The sequence below is a fragment of the Aquella oligotrophica genome (assembly GCF_002892535.1).
GTDB lineage: Bacteria > Pseudomonadota > Gammaproteobacteria > Burkholderiales > UBA11063 > Aquella > Aquella oligotrophica.
Window position 1 is genome coordinate 133291 of record NZ_CP024847.1, and the last position, 14510, is coordinate 147800.

At 34.8% G+C, this 14510-nt stretch carries 14 protein-coding genes; 3 read left to right on the forward strand and 11 right to left on the reverse strand.

Features of this window, described 5'->3' with window-relative positions; all coding sequences use genetic code 11:
* Positions 1-91: 91 nt before the first annotated feature.
* Positions 92-1246 carry an acetate and sugar kinases/Hsc70/actin family protein gene (locus tag CUN60_RS00630; protein WP_158649221.1) on the forward strand — a complete coding sequence of 385 codons (1155 nt, stop codon included), beginning with the start codon at positions 92-94 and terminating at the stop codon, positions 1244-1246.
* Here CUN60_RS00630 and CUN60_RS00635 read toward each other — a convergent pair.
* Together CUN60_RS00635 and guaD are read right to left on the reverse strand one after the other, a co-directional pair.
* Entirely contained in the window at positions 1243-2514 is a 1272-nt protein-coding gene (locus CUN60_RS00635; RefSeq protein ID WP_102950166.1) for an MFS transporter, read from the reverse strand. The two genes, CUN60_RS00630 and CUN60_RS00635, sit on opposite strands and share 4 nt — an antisense overlap.
* A 90-nt stretch (positions 2515-2604) precedes the next feature.
* A complete protein-coding gene (gene guaD / locus CUN60_RS00640) occupies positions 2605-3939 on the reverse strand; it encodes a guanine deaminase (protein ID WP_102950167.1) in 1335 nt (444 codons plus the stop codon).
* Positions 3940-4165: 226 nt separating this feature from the next.
* Between guaD and rpoH the strand changes: the two genes are divergently transcribed.
* Complete coding sequence (rpoH, locus tag CUN60_RS00645) at positions 4166-5026, forward strand: RNA polymerase sigma factor RpoH (RefSeq protein ID WP_102950168.1); 861 nt, start codon at positions 4166-4168, stop codon at positions 5024-5026.
* 58 nt (positions 5027-5084) lie between these two features.
* On the opposite strand, the gene CUN60_RS00650 is transcribed toward rpoH, so the two are convergent.
* On the reverse strand, positions 5085-5996 hold the full coding sequence (locus CUN60_RS00650) for a LysR family transcriptional regulator (RefSeq protein ID WP_102950169.1): 912 nt from the start codon (positions 5994-5996) through the stop codon (positions 5085-5087).
* Between the two features lie 143 nt (positions 5997-6139).
* On the opposite strand from CUN60_RS00650, the gene rsmA reads away from it, so the two are divergent.
* The gene (gene rsmA, locus CUN60_RS00655) at positions 6140-6895 is read left to right on the forward strand and encodes a 16S rRNA (adenine(1518)-N(6)/adenine(1519)-N(6))-dimethyltransferase RsmA (RefSeq protein WP_102950170.1); all 756 of its coding nucleotides are present in this window, start codon (positions 6140-6142) and stop codon (positions 6893-6895) included.
* Between the two features lie 85 nt (positions 6896-6980).
* On the opposite strand, the gene CUN60_RS00660 is transcribed toward rsmA, so the two are convergent.
* The 8 genes from CUN60_RS00660 to pilM form a co-directional block, all read right to left on the reverse strand.
* The gene (locus CUN60_RS00660) at positions 6981-8933 is read right to left on the reverse strand and encodes an acetoacetate--CoA ligase (protein WP_102950171.1); all 1953 of its coding nucleotides are present in this window, start codon (positions 8931-8933) and stop codon (positions 6981-6983) included.
* Positions 8934-9024: 91 nt separating this feature from the next.
* Positions 9025-9540: a shikimate kinase gene (locus CUN60_RS00665; protein ID WP_102950172.1), complete on the reverse strand. Its 516-nt coding sequence runs from the start codon at positions 9538-9540 to the stop codon at positions 9025-9027.
* Positions 9530-9934 (reverse strand): type IV pilus secretin PilQ, encoded by a 405-nt coding sequence (locus tag CUN60_RS00670; RefSeq protein ID WP_102950173.1) that lies wholly within the window; start codon positions 9932-9934, stop codon positions 9530-9532. Before CUN60_RS00670 ends, CUN60_RS00665 begins: the two co-directional genes overlap by 11 nt.
* Positions 9823-11742 (reverse strand): AMIN domain-containing protein, encoded by a 1920-nt coding sequence (locus CUN60_RS00675; RefSeq protein ID WP_102950174.1) that lies wholly within the window; start codon positions 11740-11742, stop codon positions 9823-9825. Before CUN60_RS00675 ends, CUN60_RS00670 begins: the two co-directional genes overlap by 112 nt.
* Positions 11739-12227: a hypothetical protein gene (locus tag CUN60_RS00680; RefSeq protein WP_158649222.1), complete on the reverse strand. Its 489-nt coding sequence runs from the start codon at positions 12225-12227 to the stop codon at positions 11739-11741. Before CUN60_RS00680 ends, CUN60_RS00675 begins: the two co-directional genes overlap by 4 nt.
* Positions 12224-12823 (reverse strand): type IV pilus inner membrane component PilO, encoded by a 600-nt coding sequence (locus CUN60_RS00685; protein ID WP_102950176.1) that lies wholly within the window; start codon positions 12821-12823, stop codon positions 12224-12226. The genes CUN60_RS00680 and CUN60_RS00685 overlap by 4 nt, the downstream gene beginning before the upstream one ends.
* Positions 12795-13373 (reverse strand): PilN domain-containing protein, encoded by a 579-nt coding sequence (locus CUN60_RS00690; protein ID WP_102950177.1) that lies wholly within the window; start codon positions 13371-13373, stop codon positions 12795-12797. Before CUN60_RS00690 ends, CUN60_RS00685 begins: the two co-directional genes overlap by 29 nt.
* Positions 13360-14448: a pilus assembly protein PilM gene (gene pilM / locus CUN60_RS00695; protein ID WP_158649223.1), complete on the reverse strand. Its 1089-nt coding sequence runs from the start codon at positions 14446-14448 to the stop codon at positions 13360-13362. The genes CUN60_RS00690 and pilM overlap by 14 nt, the downstream gene beginning before the upstream one ends.
* Positions 14449-14510 lie beyond the last annotated feature (62 nt).

The following is a 14510-nucleotide window of genomic DNA, read 5'->3' on the forward strand; positions in this document are numbered from 1 at the left end:
ATCAATTTATTTTTTAAATATGATAATATTATTCTCACAAACCATATAAACGCATATGATTATCTTAGTAATAGCTACAGAAGGAATAAAGATGAAACGAGTAAATGGAATCATGCTACTTTTGGCATCAGAGATGGTCATTAGCGGATGTAGTTCGGGAAGTAGTAATGGCACAACACAGCCATCCCCATATCAATTCGTTGTTGATGCTGGCAGTAGTGGTTCACGAATTTATGTCTATAACAAATTGACAACAGAATCAGGGCTAGTTATAAACGACCTATATGAATCAAAAATTAATATTCCTTTGGCAAGTTTTGCTAATAATCCTCAAGATGCTGGTAGTTATGGAATCCAACCATTATTAACCAGTGCAATTAACTTTATCCAAACTAGAGAATCAACGGTCAATTTAGCAATTATTCCAACCAGTGTTCTTGGTACTGCTGGAATGCGTTTAGTGCCGGAATCACAGCAGAATGCAATTTATCAAAGTGTTGCTGCAACAATAATTGAAAATAATCTAGAATTAGATCAGACAAAAACAATCAGCGGACAATATGAAGGTATCTACTCATGGGCGGACGTCAATTATTTACAAAATAATTTTGGCAATAATATTACAAATGGTATATTTGAAGTTGGCGGGGCATCTACCCAAGTAGCATTTGCTACTCCGCAGGCAAGCAGTGAGAGTATTATCAAAATTTCAGTTAATAATAAATTTTACAATGTCTACGCAATAAGCTTTTTAGGTCTAGGACAAGATGTAGCAAGGAACACGATGAATACGCTAGCAAATCATAATGCCTGTTATCCATTAGGCTACAGCAGTACCTTGCTTGACATTAATGGTAATTTTGATTTTAGTAACTGTGTATCAAACTACGATTCAGTTATAGCACCATATCCAGAAATAAATCAGGTAAAAGATGTAGCTGGTTATTCTTCAGAATCCTTTATTGGTATAGCCAGTGTCTATTATGCCCTAAGTTTTTGGAACATAGAAAGTCAACCGGGCTTACTCACACAGAACATTAACTCTACCTGCGTTGAAAATTATGCTCAAATTGTGGCACAACACCCAACTGCCTTTAAACCAGAAAATCAATGTGCAAACTCCACTTTGATTAACACTATGATGTTCAATAACCTTGCTATGGAATCTAGTCAACTAACTGCTGTAGAAACAATAAATGGTACACCTCTGACATGGACATTAGGATACGTATTGGTTCAAGACTAATTTCTCTGTTTAAAGAAACAGCTAGCAATAAAACTAATAATTAGTGTGGCAAAAATAAAGTATAAACCCATATTATACTTATACCAGCCATCATGTACTGTTGAACTAAATATCCAATGGTAAACAAATATTTTCTTACCCGGATTGATAATGCCAAGTTCAGTATTGGCAATAAAATCACCAACTACAGGTTGCTCAATTAAGCCCGAAAATATATATGAGAAAGTAAGTACAAATGATGTTGCAAGTGGTCTTAGTTCAGCTTCAGCAATATTTTTCTGAACACATTGGAAGGCAAGAATAGACCCACTGCAACCAACTCCAAATAATACACAGATACTGCCAACAATAAAGTTTGCATTGGCTGAATCAAACCTTACGAATAAAATTACTGCAAAAGTTATTACTGCAAGTAGTCCAGCAAACCGAGCTGGAATAACATAGTTATTTAATCTCTGAGCCAGTGTTCCAAGAGTTAACCCACCAACTGTCAGACCAAAGGGAATCATTGAATTAAGAATGGTAGCATTGCTGAAACTTTCGTGAAAGGCATTCATTTGGAATGAAACATCAAATAAATCAACAAAAGTTAGTACAGCACCAAATAAACCAGAAAAATATAATGATGCATACCAAACTTGAGAATTTTTCAGAATTTTCTTCAAACTAGCAATAAATGGAACCTGCTGATTCGCAGATTTATTATTACTCTGATTTTTATCAAAGAATAAAAATACTAATACTGCACAAATTAAAAAGACTATTGATAAAGCAATATAGGGGGTTCTAAATCCGCTTTTGATTAACATGAAAGCTATAAAACCAAATATCCCAGCACATAAATTGGCAAGACTTTGACTTAACGAAGAAATAACTGGAAAGATTCTTGTTTCAAAACTATTTTGCGCAACAAATAGTACCCCAACAAAAGTAGCAGCAAGCCCTACCCCCAGCATTATCCGTGCCGCAAATAACATAAAAATGCTATTTGTCATACTAAATAAAAGTGCTCCAGCAGCAGAAACCAGCGTACTTATAAGCAAGACATTTCTTGCTGAAAAGATTACAAATAATTGACCAGAAAAAAACTGGGTTATCGCATACACTATAAAGAAAATACCGGATAACCAACCTAATGCCGTATCACTTAAATGCATTGATTTGGCAATTGGACCACTAAAAACCCCAAACATCACCCCAGAAATCACACTAAAAATAAAAAATAACTCGGCACTTGACCATTGTAACCATTTATTGGCATATCTCATCTTTTTACCCCTTCAACTCAAACTCCAAATAAAACTCCAAGGCCGCAACATTTTCATGCTACAGCCTTAGAAGGGAGCCTTTTAATCCTGTTAATTGGAACTATTTGTATAAACATTATCGCCATAAACATATGTCGCAGCGACTATCCGATCATCTCCGAGTGAACTCACCGAGAATAGATAGTCTAGTAAATCATAACTGCTTTCCAGACGATAATTTAATAGTTCATTTGCTTCAGGATCCAATACGATGAAATCTGCTTCTTTACCTACTTCCAAACTGCCAATATAATCATCCAATGCCAATGCTTTTGCCGAACCAAGTGTTGCTGAATACCAACGTGTTAGTGTTTCTAGTTTAAACGAATTTAACATTGCCACTTTATAGGCATCATCCATTACTCTTAGCATAGACAAGGTATTACCTGCTGCCCAATCAGTTCCCAATGTTAGTTTCGCATTTCTTTTAACTGCTTCATCATAACGAAATAACCCGCTACCCAAATAATTATTACTAATTGGGCAATTGGCAAATATAACCTCAGCTTCCGTCATCCGCTTCCATTCACTATCAGATAGATGGATACAATGCCCAAAGATTGATTTGTCATGAACTAGCCCATATTTCTCATAAACTTCAAGATAATCCTTTGCCCAAGGGAATTTAGCTAATGTATCCTGAATCTCGTTTACATTTTCACATAAATGTGTCTGCATATAAGCATCAGAATGTGACTCCACAAATTCTTTGCATAAGCCCATGCTTTCATCTGTGCAACTTAATGCAAAGCGTGGTGTCAATGCATATGACAGGCGGTTGGTTTTATGCCATTTGTTATAAAGCTTCTCACTGATTAACATACTGGTTTCGCCATCAGTAATTAATTTAGGATTACCATCTGTCATAATAGTATTCCCCATTACAGCGCGCATTTTATATTTATCAGTAATTTCAAATAGCAGATCAGCACCATCATAAGAACTTGGTAAATATGCACAAATTGTCGTGGTTCCATTTTTAAATAGCTGCTTTAATAGTATCTCATACTCACGCCGCGCGGATTGTTCGCTATTAAATGCGACTTCACCTGGGAAGATATAATTATCGAGCCACGTTAATAATTTTTCGCCATAAGCACTGACTGCCGAAGTCTGAGTTGCATGCATGTGTGAATCAATAAAACCCGGAGTTATCAATTTCCCACTATAATCAACCTCTTTATCTTCTGCTTGAAGCTGACTCTTAATATCTAGATAATCACCAATTGCAACTATTTTACCGGATTCAACAATAATTGCCCCATCTCTTAGAAATATAAATTTCTCATCATTTACAAATAAACTATCTGGCACTACACCTTGCAGATTTGACAAGGTTGCCTTAGTTGTAAAAGTAAATATTTTCCCTCTGTATAATGTTTTCATTTTTGTAATCCCTTCTAAAAACTACAGAACGGATTATACGGTTAGCATCAGTTAAAAAACATCCGCGTTTTTACACGGATAGTAGCAAAAGGACTCTAAAATCAAGCAGTTAGCAAATACGAATTTATTCACATTAAATGATTTCGCATATTAAATATCGTAATTTGACAAATCAGCAGTTTTTTGCTATAATTTGTGCGCTAAAAGTACCTTTAAAGGAGGAGCAATGACTAATATTATAGCTCTAAATAATAATTTCCCAGTTGCCAGTAATGGTAGTATGGATGCCTATATTTCTTATGTTAACAGCATTCCAATGTTAACGGAAAAAGAGGAATACGAATTTGCTGAAAAATGGCGTCAAGAAGAAGACGTTGATGCCGCACGTAATTTGGTATTATCTCATTTGAGATTGGTTGTATCCATTTCGCGCAATTACCTTGGCTATGGTCTTGCCTTTGCAGACATTGTTCAAGAAGGAACTATCGGCTTAATGAAAGCAGTTAAGCGTTTCGATGCTCGTAGAAAGGTTCGACTAGTAACTTTTGCAATTCACTGGATTAAAGCAGAAATTAATGACTTTATTATAAAAAATTGGCGAATTGTTAAAACAGTAACTACCAAAGCACAAAGAAAACTGTTCTTTAATTTACGTTCACAACGTGAGGATATTGGTAACCTGTCTGATAGTGAAGCAAGCAGAATAGCTAAAACGCTAGATGTCAGCAAAGAAGATGTTATAGAAATGAATATGCGTCTAACTGGTACTGATGTTGCATTAATTGCTGAAAATGGCGAGGAGTCAGCACCAATTGACTGGCTTGCAGATAATGATCATACTCCCGAATTAATGTTAGAGCGTAAATCACAAGACAGAATCCAGACTGATGGTATTTCTTATGCTTTGGATCATCTTGATGCGAGAAGCCGTAGAATCATTGAAAGCAGATGGCTTACTGATGCAGAAGATCAGTTAACATTACATGATCTTGCCGCTGAATTTAATATATCTGCAGAACGCGTAAGACAAATTGAAGTTAAAGCGTTACAAAAAATGAAAAGTTATCTTGAAGAGTTTGCTGCTTAAATAATGTATTTGATAGAAGTTAAATATCATTAACCGCTATCAAATACATTTCTCGCTTTTACCTCAATTTTTTATCTTCCGCCTTTAACTGCTCTTCAAGAAATTTACAGAATACCTGTACTTTTAATTCATTATGATTAGGGTGACGAATTAAATAATACCTTAACTGCATTACGTGATACTCCGGCAATACAGGCACTAGGTCACCAAAGCGATAATGAGACAAATCAATATTATCAAGTAAAGCAGCGATAACTTCTCCTGACTCCATTAATCTAATATTATGTAAAGCATTATTACTTGTTATCCTTTTTGGCATTGGTATAATAACCACCTCATCAGTATCGGTATTAGTGAGACTAAGATTTGAAGAGATACTATAATCATCAGAAATATACCCAGTTACTAAATGATTTGCTAATTCATCTGGATGCTTAGGAACTCCATATTTCTCAGCATAGTCTTTCGTACAGTACAATAATGCCATTATGCTATAAATATGCTTTATTTTTTGATTTTGCTGCTTAGGCATATGATTGATTATTGCAACGTCAATTCCCTCCCGGATTAAATCAACTTCCTTATTATTATAGTTAATATTTAAATTTATTTTAGGATACTTGCGTAAGAATTTTGGAATATATGGTGTTATAGAATCAAGAGCCATCGCACTTGGAAAAATGACATTTAATGTACCCTGAGGCTCTTTCTGATGATCAATAACTTCTTCAATTATATCATCCACTGTATTAGCCTGAGTTTTGAGAGACTCATAAATTCTCAATCCAATCTGTGTTGGTTCAAAGTTCTTGGTATTTACTCTTAATAAAGCAACCCCTAATTGCTCCTCAAGATTTTTTATCCTCCGGCTAATTGTAGTGTGACTAATTTTGAGCATTTTTGCAGTATGAATAAAACTGCCTATCTCAACAACTTTTGTAAATAAAAATAAATCATCATATGAATACATAAATCCGTACCCCAGCGAACTACTAAATAATAAAAATCCAGTAATGATGACTATATTATACCCAAATCACTATCTTGCATTTACAATCTTTGACTAAATTGGTAAAATCATTGCCTACCTCCAAAATTTACAAAGGTTTTTTAATGCAACATATACCACGCAAGCGATTTGGGCAAAATTTTCTTCAGGATCAGTATATAATAAATAAAATTATCCAGTGTATTGACCCGAAACCCGAGGAAAATATTCTTGAAATAGGTCCAGGTCTAGCTGCATTAACAAAGCCATTAATTGAAATCGCAGGACACATTCAGGTACTCGAATTAGATCGAGATATAATTAAGTTTCTTGAAGGGAATTTTTCTAAAGAAGAGATTAAAATACATGCCGGAGACGCTCTTGCTTTTGATTTTGGAGGCGTTAACAACTTACGTGTAGTGGGAAATCTACCTTACAATATTTCAACACCTATCCTATTTCACCTACAGAAATTTGATAACATTAAAGATATGACTTTTATGCTGCAAAAAGAAGTTGTAGATAGAATCTGTGCCAACCCAGGGAATGGAAATTATGGGCGTTTATCAATCATGCTTCAGTATAAGTACAAATGTCGCAAACTTCTTGATGTACCACCAGAAGCATTTTACCCAGCACCAAAAGTTGATTCTGCAATAGTCTCAATTAAGCCAAGAACTGACTATGACTGGTCTTTAATTAATGTCAAACAGCTGAATCATATCACAACTCAGGCATTTAACCAAAGAAGAAAAACGGTTGCCAATAGTCTCAAAACTCTCTTCTCTCAAGAGCAATTAATACAGTTTGGCATTAATCCAAGCTCAAGGGCAGAGAATCTGACAGTTGAAGATTATCTAAGGCTTAGTCAAGTAGAATAATTACCATATAAAATAGATAATTAACCACATTTGCTTTCAAATCAAAGTAAAATAAAGGCAGATCAATTATGATCTGCCTTTATTTCTACAATTTTAGTTCAGGATGGTTCGCAAACAAATCCAAAGCTTCAGGATTAGCTAAGGACTCTTTATTTTTCACTTCTTCCCCATGAACTACATTTTTTACTGCCATTTCAACAACCTTACCACTGATCGTTTTAGGAATATCAGCTACCTGAATTATTTTAGCTGGCACATGACGCGGTGAAGCACCGATCTTGATTCTCTGTTTCAAAGTTGCTTTTAACTCTTCAGACAAGACCTTGCCATCTTTCATCTTGATAAACAAAATAACCCTTACATCGTCTCCAGTTTCCTGACCAATCACAACACTCTCAACTATATCCTCAATTGTTTCTACTTGGCGGTAAATCTCTGCCGTACCGATCCTGACTCCACCAGGATTAAGCGTTGTATCAGATCGTCCATAAATAACAATCCCACCATATTCAGTTAATGAAGCATAATCACCATGACACCAAATATTATTGAACCGCTCAAAATATGCTTTCTTATATTTTACTTTATCAAGGTCATTCCAAAAATAAATTGGCTGGCATGGAAATGGTTTGGTACAAACCAGCTCACCTTTTTCATTTATTCCCGCTGGCTCACCATTATCGTTAAACACCTCAACACTAAGCCCAAAACCACGCTGTTGGATCTCTCCACGATGAATTGCTTTAGCAGGATTCCCTAGGACAAAGCAGGAAACTATATCTGTTCCACCTGAGATTGAGCATAAACGAACATCAGTTTTAATATCCCGATAAACAAAATCATAGCTTTCAGGTAATAATGGAGAGCCAGTAGATAAAATAGCTTCTAGAGATTCTAGTCCTGCATGTTGATTTGGCTTGTATCCAGTTTTTTCAAGAGATGCAAGATACTTAGCACTAGTACCAAAAACGTTTATATGATAGTCAGCAACATAATCCCAAAGCACCTTAGGATCTGGAGCTGTTGGTGATCCATCATATAACATAAGTGTTGCTTCTGATGCTAATGCAGAAACCAGCCAATTCCACATCATCCAACCACAAGTTGTATAATAAAATATCCGACTATCACGCTTTAGATTTGTATGAAGCTGATGCTCTTTTAAATGCTGTAATAACGTGCCGCCAGTTGAATGAACAATACATTTTGGAACCCCAGTAGTTCCAGAAGAATACATAATGAATAACGGATGGTCGAAATCAACCTGCTCAAAATTATGGCTAGTTACAGGAGTTTCTGCAAGAAGAGCATCCCATGAAATGCTATTCTTAACCGTTACCCCTACTGTTGATCCTGCATAATTAACTATAACTGTTTTTTCTACACTCGGTAATTTATCTATAATTTCAGCTACTTTAGCTATGCATTCCACCTGCTTACCATTATAATAATAACCATCAACAGCAAATACAACTTTTGGCTCAATTTGTCCAAACCTGTCTAATACACCCTGCACACCAAAATCAGGTGAACATGATGACCAGATAGCACCAATGCTGGTAGTTGCCAGCATTGCCATCACCGTATGCGGTAAATTAGGTAAATCACCTGCGACACGATCACCTTTAGTAACTCCAATATCTCGTAGAGCCTGAGCCAATTTAGCTACAATACTACTTACTTCTGCAAAGGTATATTTCCATTCAACTTTATCTTCACCACGAAAAACGATTGCTAATTCGTTATCATTTCGCCGTAGCAAATTTTCTGCGTAATTAAGTTTACTACCAACAAACCATTTCGCATTTAACATGTCATGGCTATCAGCCAGTATTATATCGGCAGATTTAGTAAATTTTATCTGACTAAATTTAGCAAAACTACTCCAAAATAATTCAGAATTACTTATAGACCACTCATATAGTGCATCAGAATCAGCAATCTCAGCAAGTTGATTTTTTCTCAAAAAATCAATGAATTTATATATTTGACTGTTTTGTATTTGATTGTCAGTTGGCATCCATACTATATCAGACATTTTTATGTCTCCATTATACTTATACAATGCACTGATTATACTAAGTTGCTGCCAACTATTCCAGTTGCAGCGCACACTTTGGAAGAGGTGTTTAGAGGTATTGTTCAACCTTGCTTACAACCTGGGCAGGTTTTAAGTTAGTCGTATTAACAGTAAGATCACTGACTGCATCATAGAACTCTTTTCTTTCATTAAAAAGATTTTCTATTTTCTGCTGAATATCCTGATTTGCAAGAAGAGGTCTCTTGTTTGGTGATTTAACTAATCTCTCAACTATGACTTTTAAGTCTGCAATCAGCTGCAAGACAAGATTATTACTACGAGTAATAATCTGGCGATTTTCAGCCCGAATTACGCAACCACCACCAAGAGAAAGTACGTAATTATCATTTTGACTGATAACCTGTTTTAAGGCAAGGGATTCTCGATCTCTAAATCCTTGCTCTCCCTCCAATTCAAAAATTGTTGGTATATCTACACCGCAACTTACTTCAATGTATTTATCAAGATCAATAAATTGTTTATCCAGCTTCTCAGATAATACTTTACCAATCGTTGTTTTGCCGACTCCTGTTATGCCGACAATTATTATATTTTTAGCTGTCATTTTCTAAACTATTCGCAATTACACGTGGAGTGATAAAAATCAATAATTCACGTTTAGAGTTAGTCGTTTGCTGAGCTTTAAACAACCATCCCAAGTATGGTATGTCTCCCAAATATGGGATTTGTTCTTGAACCTTCTGTTGATCATCAACATAAATACCACCAACCAAAATGGTTGAACCATCTTTAACTCGTACTTGAGTAGTAACACTATTGGTATTAATCGCTGGAGTTCCTTGCACCTGCAAAGTTGGACTAGGTGTATTTTTTTGTATATTGATATTTAGCAAAATAAAACCATCATCGGTAATTTGCGGAGTAACCTGCAACGATAAAGTTGCATTGACAAAAGCAACGTTGGTATTTCCCGCACTTGAAGCTTGTTGATATGGAATCTGTACCCCTGCTGGATATTAGCTGGTTGATAATTTGCGGTCATGACCTTTGGACTCGAAATTGTTCTACCCTGATTTTGTAACTCCAAAGCATCAACCTCTAAACCAATTAAAGTATTACTATTAGGGCTAAATATTGCCGCCAATGATGCCCCATTATTAACACCAAAGTTTTGATTAACAAAGGTACTTGCACCACCTGTTGCACCACCAGCACCTGTCGCTGCTCCTGCACCTGCCGTACCGCCAGCTGCACCGCCAGAACTGATAACATTTATACCCTGTTGATTAATAGTTACTCCATTCTCTAGTGTATTTGCAATTGTTAAATTTCCAGATACTCCAGCAAGCAACAATCGAGTACCTAAGTCTTTCTCAAAATAACTTGTTGCCTCAACAATACGAGCTTCAATCAATACCTGCTTAACTGGAATATCAATTTTATCCACCAGCTCTTTTATCTCTTTAAGTCTTGATGGTGTATCATTAACAATCAATGTATTGGTTCTGCTATCAGTAAGAATTGAGCCTCGAGAAGATAGAATTTGGTTAGGCTGATTACTACCTGTTATTGAAGCACCGGGAGAAGAAGATGTACCGCCAGCAGGTTGATTTGGTGTATTAACCGAAGCATTAACACCGCCACCAGCTGTAGCAGGTCTTAGTATCATTGATTGCACCGTTGTTGCCTGAGCATATTTTAAACGAATAGTAAGGGTATCTAATGGCTCTACCGCTTCATAAGATTTTTGACTATCCTGTTGCTGTTTATTAATCGCCGCTAATTCCGATGCTGGAGCAATTCGAATTATGTTGCCATCCCTACGCATATCCAGACCTTTTGCAGTGAGAATAGTTTGCAAAGCCTGATCCCAAGGCACATTATTAAGCTTTATTGAGATAGTACCCGTAACACTATCACTAACTAAAATATTATAACCACTAAAATCAGCTAGAAGCTGCAATAATGCGCGTACATCTATATTCTGAAAATTAAAGGAGACCTTATCTGAACCACCGGATTTTAAAGTTGGGATACTACTTGAACCAGTTGTTTTTGCTAAATTCCTTACATTAATAACTAGCTTATTTTGCAATTGATATAGCGCGTAATCCCAAGAGTTTCGATTAATTATTTCTATCTTTAATCTTCCACCTGCACCTTTAGTATTTACATATTTTATCGGGCTATCAAAATCAGTTACATCTAGTTTTTTAAATAAAGAATCATTATAGTTCACACCTAAGAGGGTAACCAACAAAGAGTTACCAAGCCGTTCTTTAGCAAGGTTTAATTTGGTATCACCAGTATAAGTTACTTCAACAACTCCACCGCCATTATCATCTCGGCTAAATTTAATACTACTAACAGTTATTGAATAATCAGTAGCCCCCTTTTTATCACCTAGGTCAATCACGCCAACCTGATGCTGAGTCATAGCTGATTGACCGATCTGATCGCTTAGCTGAACAACAATAGCATTTGATTTTGATTCAAGCTTATACTTATACCTTGCGCCGCCAGCTACTACAGCTCGAGTTCTATCATTTACTGATACCAAGGTTATTTGGTGAATATATCCCTGACTAATCTCAATATTTTTTTGCTGCTGCTGATAATCTGTTGAATAAAAATCTAAAATTAAGTCATTGCCAGCAATAAAAACCTTCGGAGTAACTGGAGTAGAATTAAAATTAAACTGCAGTGATTGCACTCGTTCATAGACGTTACTAACAACATTACTAATCGAAGCTGCAAAAGCACTATTAAAAAGAAAGGAAATAACTATAATTAATATTTTTCTCATTGTTTCAATTTTGCTTTAGAATTAGTTGGCTGTAACAATTCAATATAGATTTTTTTATTGTAAGTTTTATCATCAATAACTTGCAATTGATTAATTTCCGTAACTGAGTTCGTAATGTTAACTACTTTGGCACCTTTAATCTGATCACCTGCTTTTACTTTAATCGTATCAAATGGTGTCTTTAAAAAAGCATAATCAATGCCATTATAGTTCATATAGCCCACCATCTGTAACTGATTAAGCGAATAATCCTGATTATATTCCATACTATTCAAATCATAATTAGTAAAATTACGACTTGCGTCAAATACATTGTTGGGTAGAGAGTTCTTGTAATCTCCAGACTGCTGTCCAAATTTAGGCAAAATAATTGTAGGCATAGGAATTCGCTTTTGCTCTAACTCTTTTACAAGACTCTCCAGATCATTTATATCTGCATAAACAGGAGCGATGAACATTAAAGCAATCAATACTTTAAGCATCATTTACTACTAAAATAAATTTTTATATCAAACGATACATTTACGGTACTATTATCCATTCTAGATAACCGTATATTCTGAATAGCAATAACTCGAGGCAATCTGGCTATTCTAAAAATAAAATCAACAAAATTTAAATATCTTGCATTTGCCATAATTGAAAACTCTTGAGACATTATTTTATCTTTCCCAGAATTACCGGCAGTCAAATTTATTTCTTTTGTATCTTTTGGGGTAAAGTTAGCAATACTTACATTTGAATCCTCTGCAACCTGATTGATTTGAATCAATAAAGAGGATATCTCATTTGAGGATGGAAATTTAGCATTTACAACGCTCTCCAAACCTCTTAATTCATTGAATCTTGCCTGATAAGCAGGCACATTTTTTACTTGCGCATAATTTTTTACAAGATTATCTTTTAATTCTTGCTCTATGCGCTCTAACTCAACTAATCTATTTACCTGATTAATTGTAAAATTATTATATATCAATAATGATAGCAGAAACATTAATACAATCAAGCCAGGTATAAGCAAGCGAATACGCCACAAATAAAGTGGCAAAAATTCAATCTTGTTGATTTTCTTCGTGAGCATTGCTTTCCGCCACAAGATTTTCTTTTATCATAGATGATATAAGGAAATTAAAATTCCCACCAGTTGCTGCATTATTTGATTTTAGAACAGGATCATAAAAAATCCCACTTTCAGCACGCAATCTATCTAGAAAATCCGCTAAATATACCGGACTTGAGCTTACACCATTAAAGGTAACGCTTGATTCATTCCAGCTGATATTTGTAAAATAAATTTGCTGGGGTGTAATTTGATTCAACTTCTGAAAAAACGCAACCATGTCATCCCGCTCATTCTCTATCGAATTAATTAACTCAATATGTTTATTAATGATATCTATTCTGGCTTCAAAATCTTTAATTGGCTTTAATCTCTCATTTAGCATACTTATATGCGCATTCAAAAATGAATTCCTAGTCTCCTGGTACATTATTTTAACTTGATAGAATACATAAATAAAGATATTTATAAGTAAAGCCAGAATAACTGCTGAAGTAATCAAAAAATATAAGCGTAATTTCTTATAATGTACCTGTTGGTAACGATAATTATATAAATTAATTCTTATCAATTTTCTGCCCCCATGATGCCAGCGAAATTGCAGTAAATAATCTCATTAAATCAATTTTTGGAAATCTATCATTATTTTTATAAATAAAATCAGTTGCATACATTGGACGTTTAGTAAAATGTTGGCTTATTTCTTCTAAAACACCAGGAATTAATGCATTACCACCAAACAAATAGCATTCAATATCTTTTGATAAATTTAATTTTTTTTCCACCAGTGCATTTGATTTCAACTGTTGTAGCATTTTAGCTACATCTGAAGCAATAGCTGTAACGAGATTTCGATCAATATGATTTCTACTTATCAATAACTCGTTAATATATTCATAAACGCTTTTATAGTTTCTCAGGTAATTTGGATCTCCAAGTTCTGTAGCTATCTCTTCCATAAGAGTTGTATAATTTACATTAATTTCATTAAATAGTATAAATAACTTCCCTACGAAAACGAGCCCTTTAATCCTAGTTGCACCAAGCTCAAGAATAATTATATGCTGATTACTTGGTTTATCTACTAAAAGATGTTCAAACAAAAATTGTAATGCATAATTCTCAACATCAATAGCAGCAACTTTTATACCACTCATCTGAATTATAGCCTGATATTCTTCAATTTTCTCTTTTTTTGCCACAACAACAGAAGCAATCTGATTATCTGGATTTGTATCTTTTAGAACATAATCAAAATCGATATCTTCATTATCAAGATCTTTAGTAAGCTGCTCTCTAACAAATTCATCCATCTTGTATGAATTCGAAACCTCAGGAAGTTTTAATTCCCTCATAATAACAGCATTTTGGGGAATGGTAATAGCTACATCTTCATAATCAGGCTTAAACTCCAGCCAGCCATTTTGAATAACTTCAGCAATACGTTCAATATCATTGATGACTCCTTCAGACACTTGGTTCTTGGCTAAATTAAAGATTTTATATTTATCAATCACCAATGAATCAGCTTTTAACTGAACAATTTTAACAGCTGTCGTTGATATATCTATCCCTATACAGCGAGGAGTTGTGTAACCAAAAAAAACTCGCTGGAGTCGCTGTAGTAACTTCCTAAAATAACGCATAGCAATGCACCAAATAAAAAAGCCAAGCATTTCGCTTGGCTAAATCTGTCACATCAAGTAAT

What these genes read in the sequence shown, in the direction of transcription:
- CUN60_RS00630 (WP_158649221.1), top strand. Translation starts at nt 92, where the DNA reads ATGAAACGAGTAAATGGAATCATGCTACTTTTGGCATCAGAGATGGTC.
- CUN60_RS00635 (WP_102950166.1), bottom strand. Translation starts at nt 2,514, where the DNA reads ATGAGATATGCCAATAAATGGTTACAATGGTCAAGTGCCGAGTTATTT.
- guaD (WP_102950167.1), bottom strand. Translation starts at nt 3,939, where the DNA reads ATGAAAACATTATACAGAGGGAAAATATTTACTTTTACAACTAAGGCA.
- rpoH (WP_102950168.1), top strand. Translation starts at nt 4,166, where the DNA reads ATGACTAATATTATAGCTCTAAATAATAATTTCCCAGTTGCCAGTAAT.
- CUN60_RS00650 (WP_102950169.1), bottom strand. Translation starts at nt 5,996, where the DNA reads ATGTATTCATATGATGATTTATTTTTATTTACAAAAGTTGTTGAGATA.
- rsmA (WP_102950170.1), top strand. Translation starts at nt 6,140, where the DNA reads ATGCAACATATACCACGCAAGCGATTTGGGCAAAATTTTCTTCAGGAT.
- CUN60_RS00660 (WP_102950171.1), bottom strand. Translation starts at nt 8,933, where the DNA reads ATGTCTGATATAGTATGGATGCCAACTGACAATCAAATACAAAACAGT.
- CUN60_RS00665 (WP_102950172.1), bottom strand. Translation starts at nt 9,540, where the DNA reads ATGACAGCTAAAAATATAATAATTGTCGGCATAACAGGAGTCGGCAAA.
- CUN60_RS00675 (WP_102950174.1), bottom strand. Translation starts at nt 11,742, where the DNA reads ATGAGAAAAATATTAATTATAGTTATTTCCTTTCTTTTTAATAGTGCT.
- CUN60_RS00680 (WP_158649222.1), bottom strand. Translation starts at nt 12,227, where the DNA reads ATGATGCTTAAAGTATTGATTGCTTTAATGTTCATCGCTCCTGTTTAT.
- CUN60_RS00685 (WP_102950176.1), bottom strand. Translation starts at nt 12,823, where the DNA reads ATGCTCACGAAGAAAATCAACAAGATTGAATTTTTGCCACTTTATTTG.
- pilM (WP_158649223.1), bottom strand. Translation starts at nt 14,448, where the DNA reads ATGCGTTATTTTAGGAAGTTACTACAGCGACTCCAGCGAGTTTTTTTT.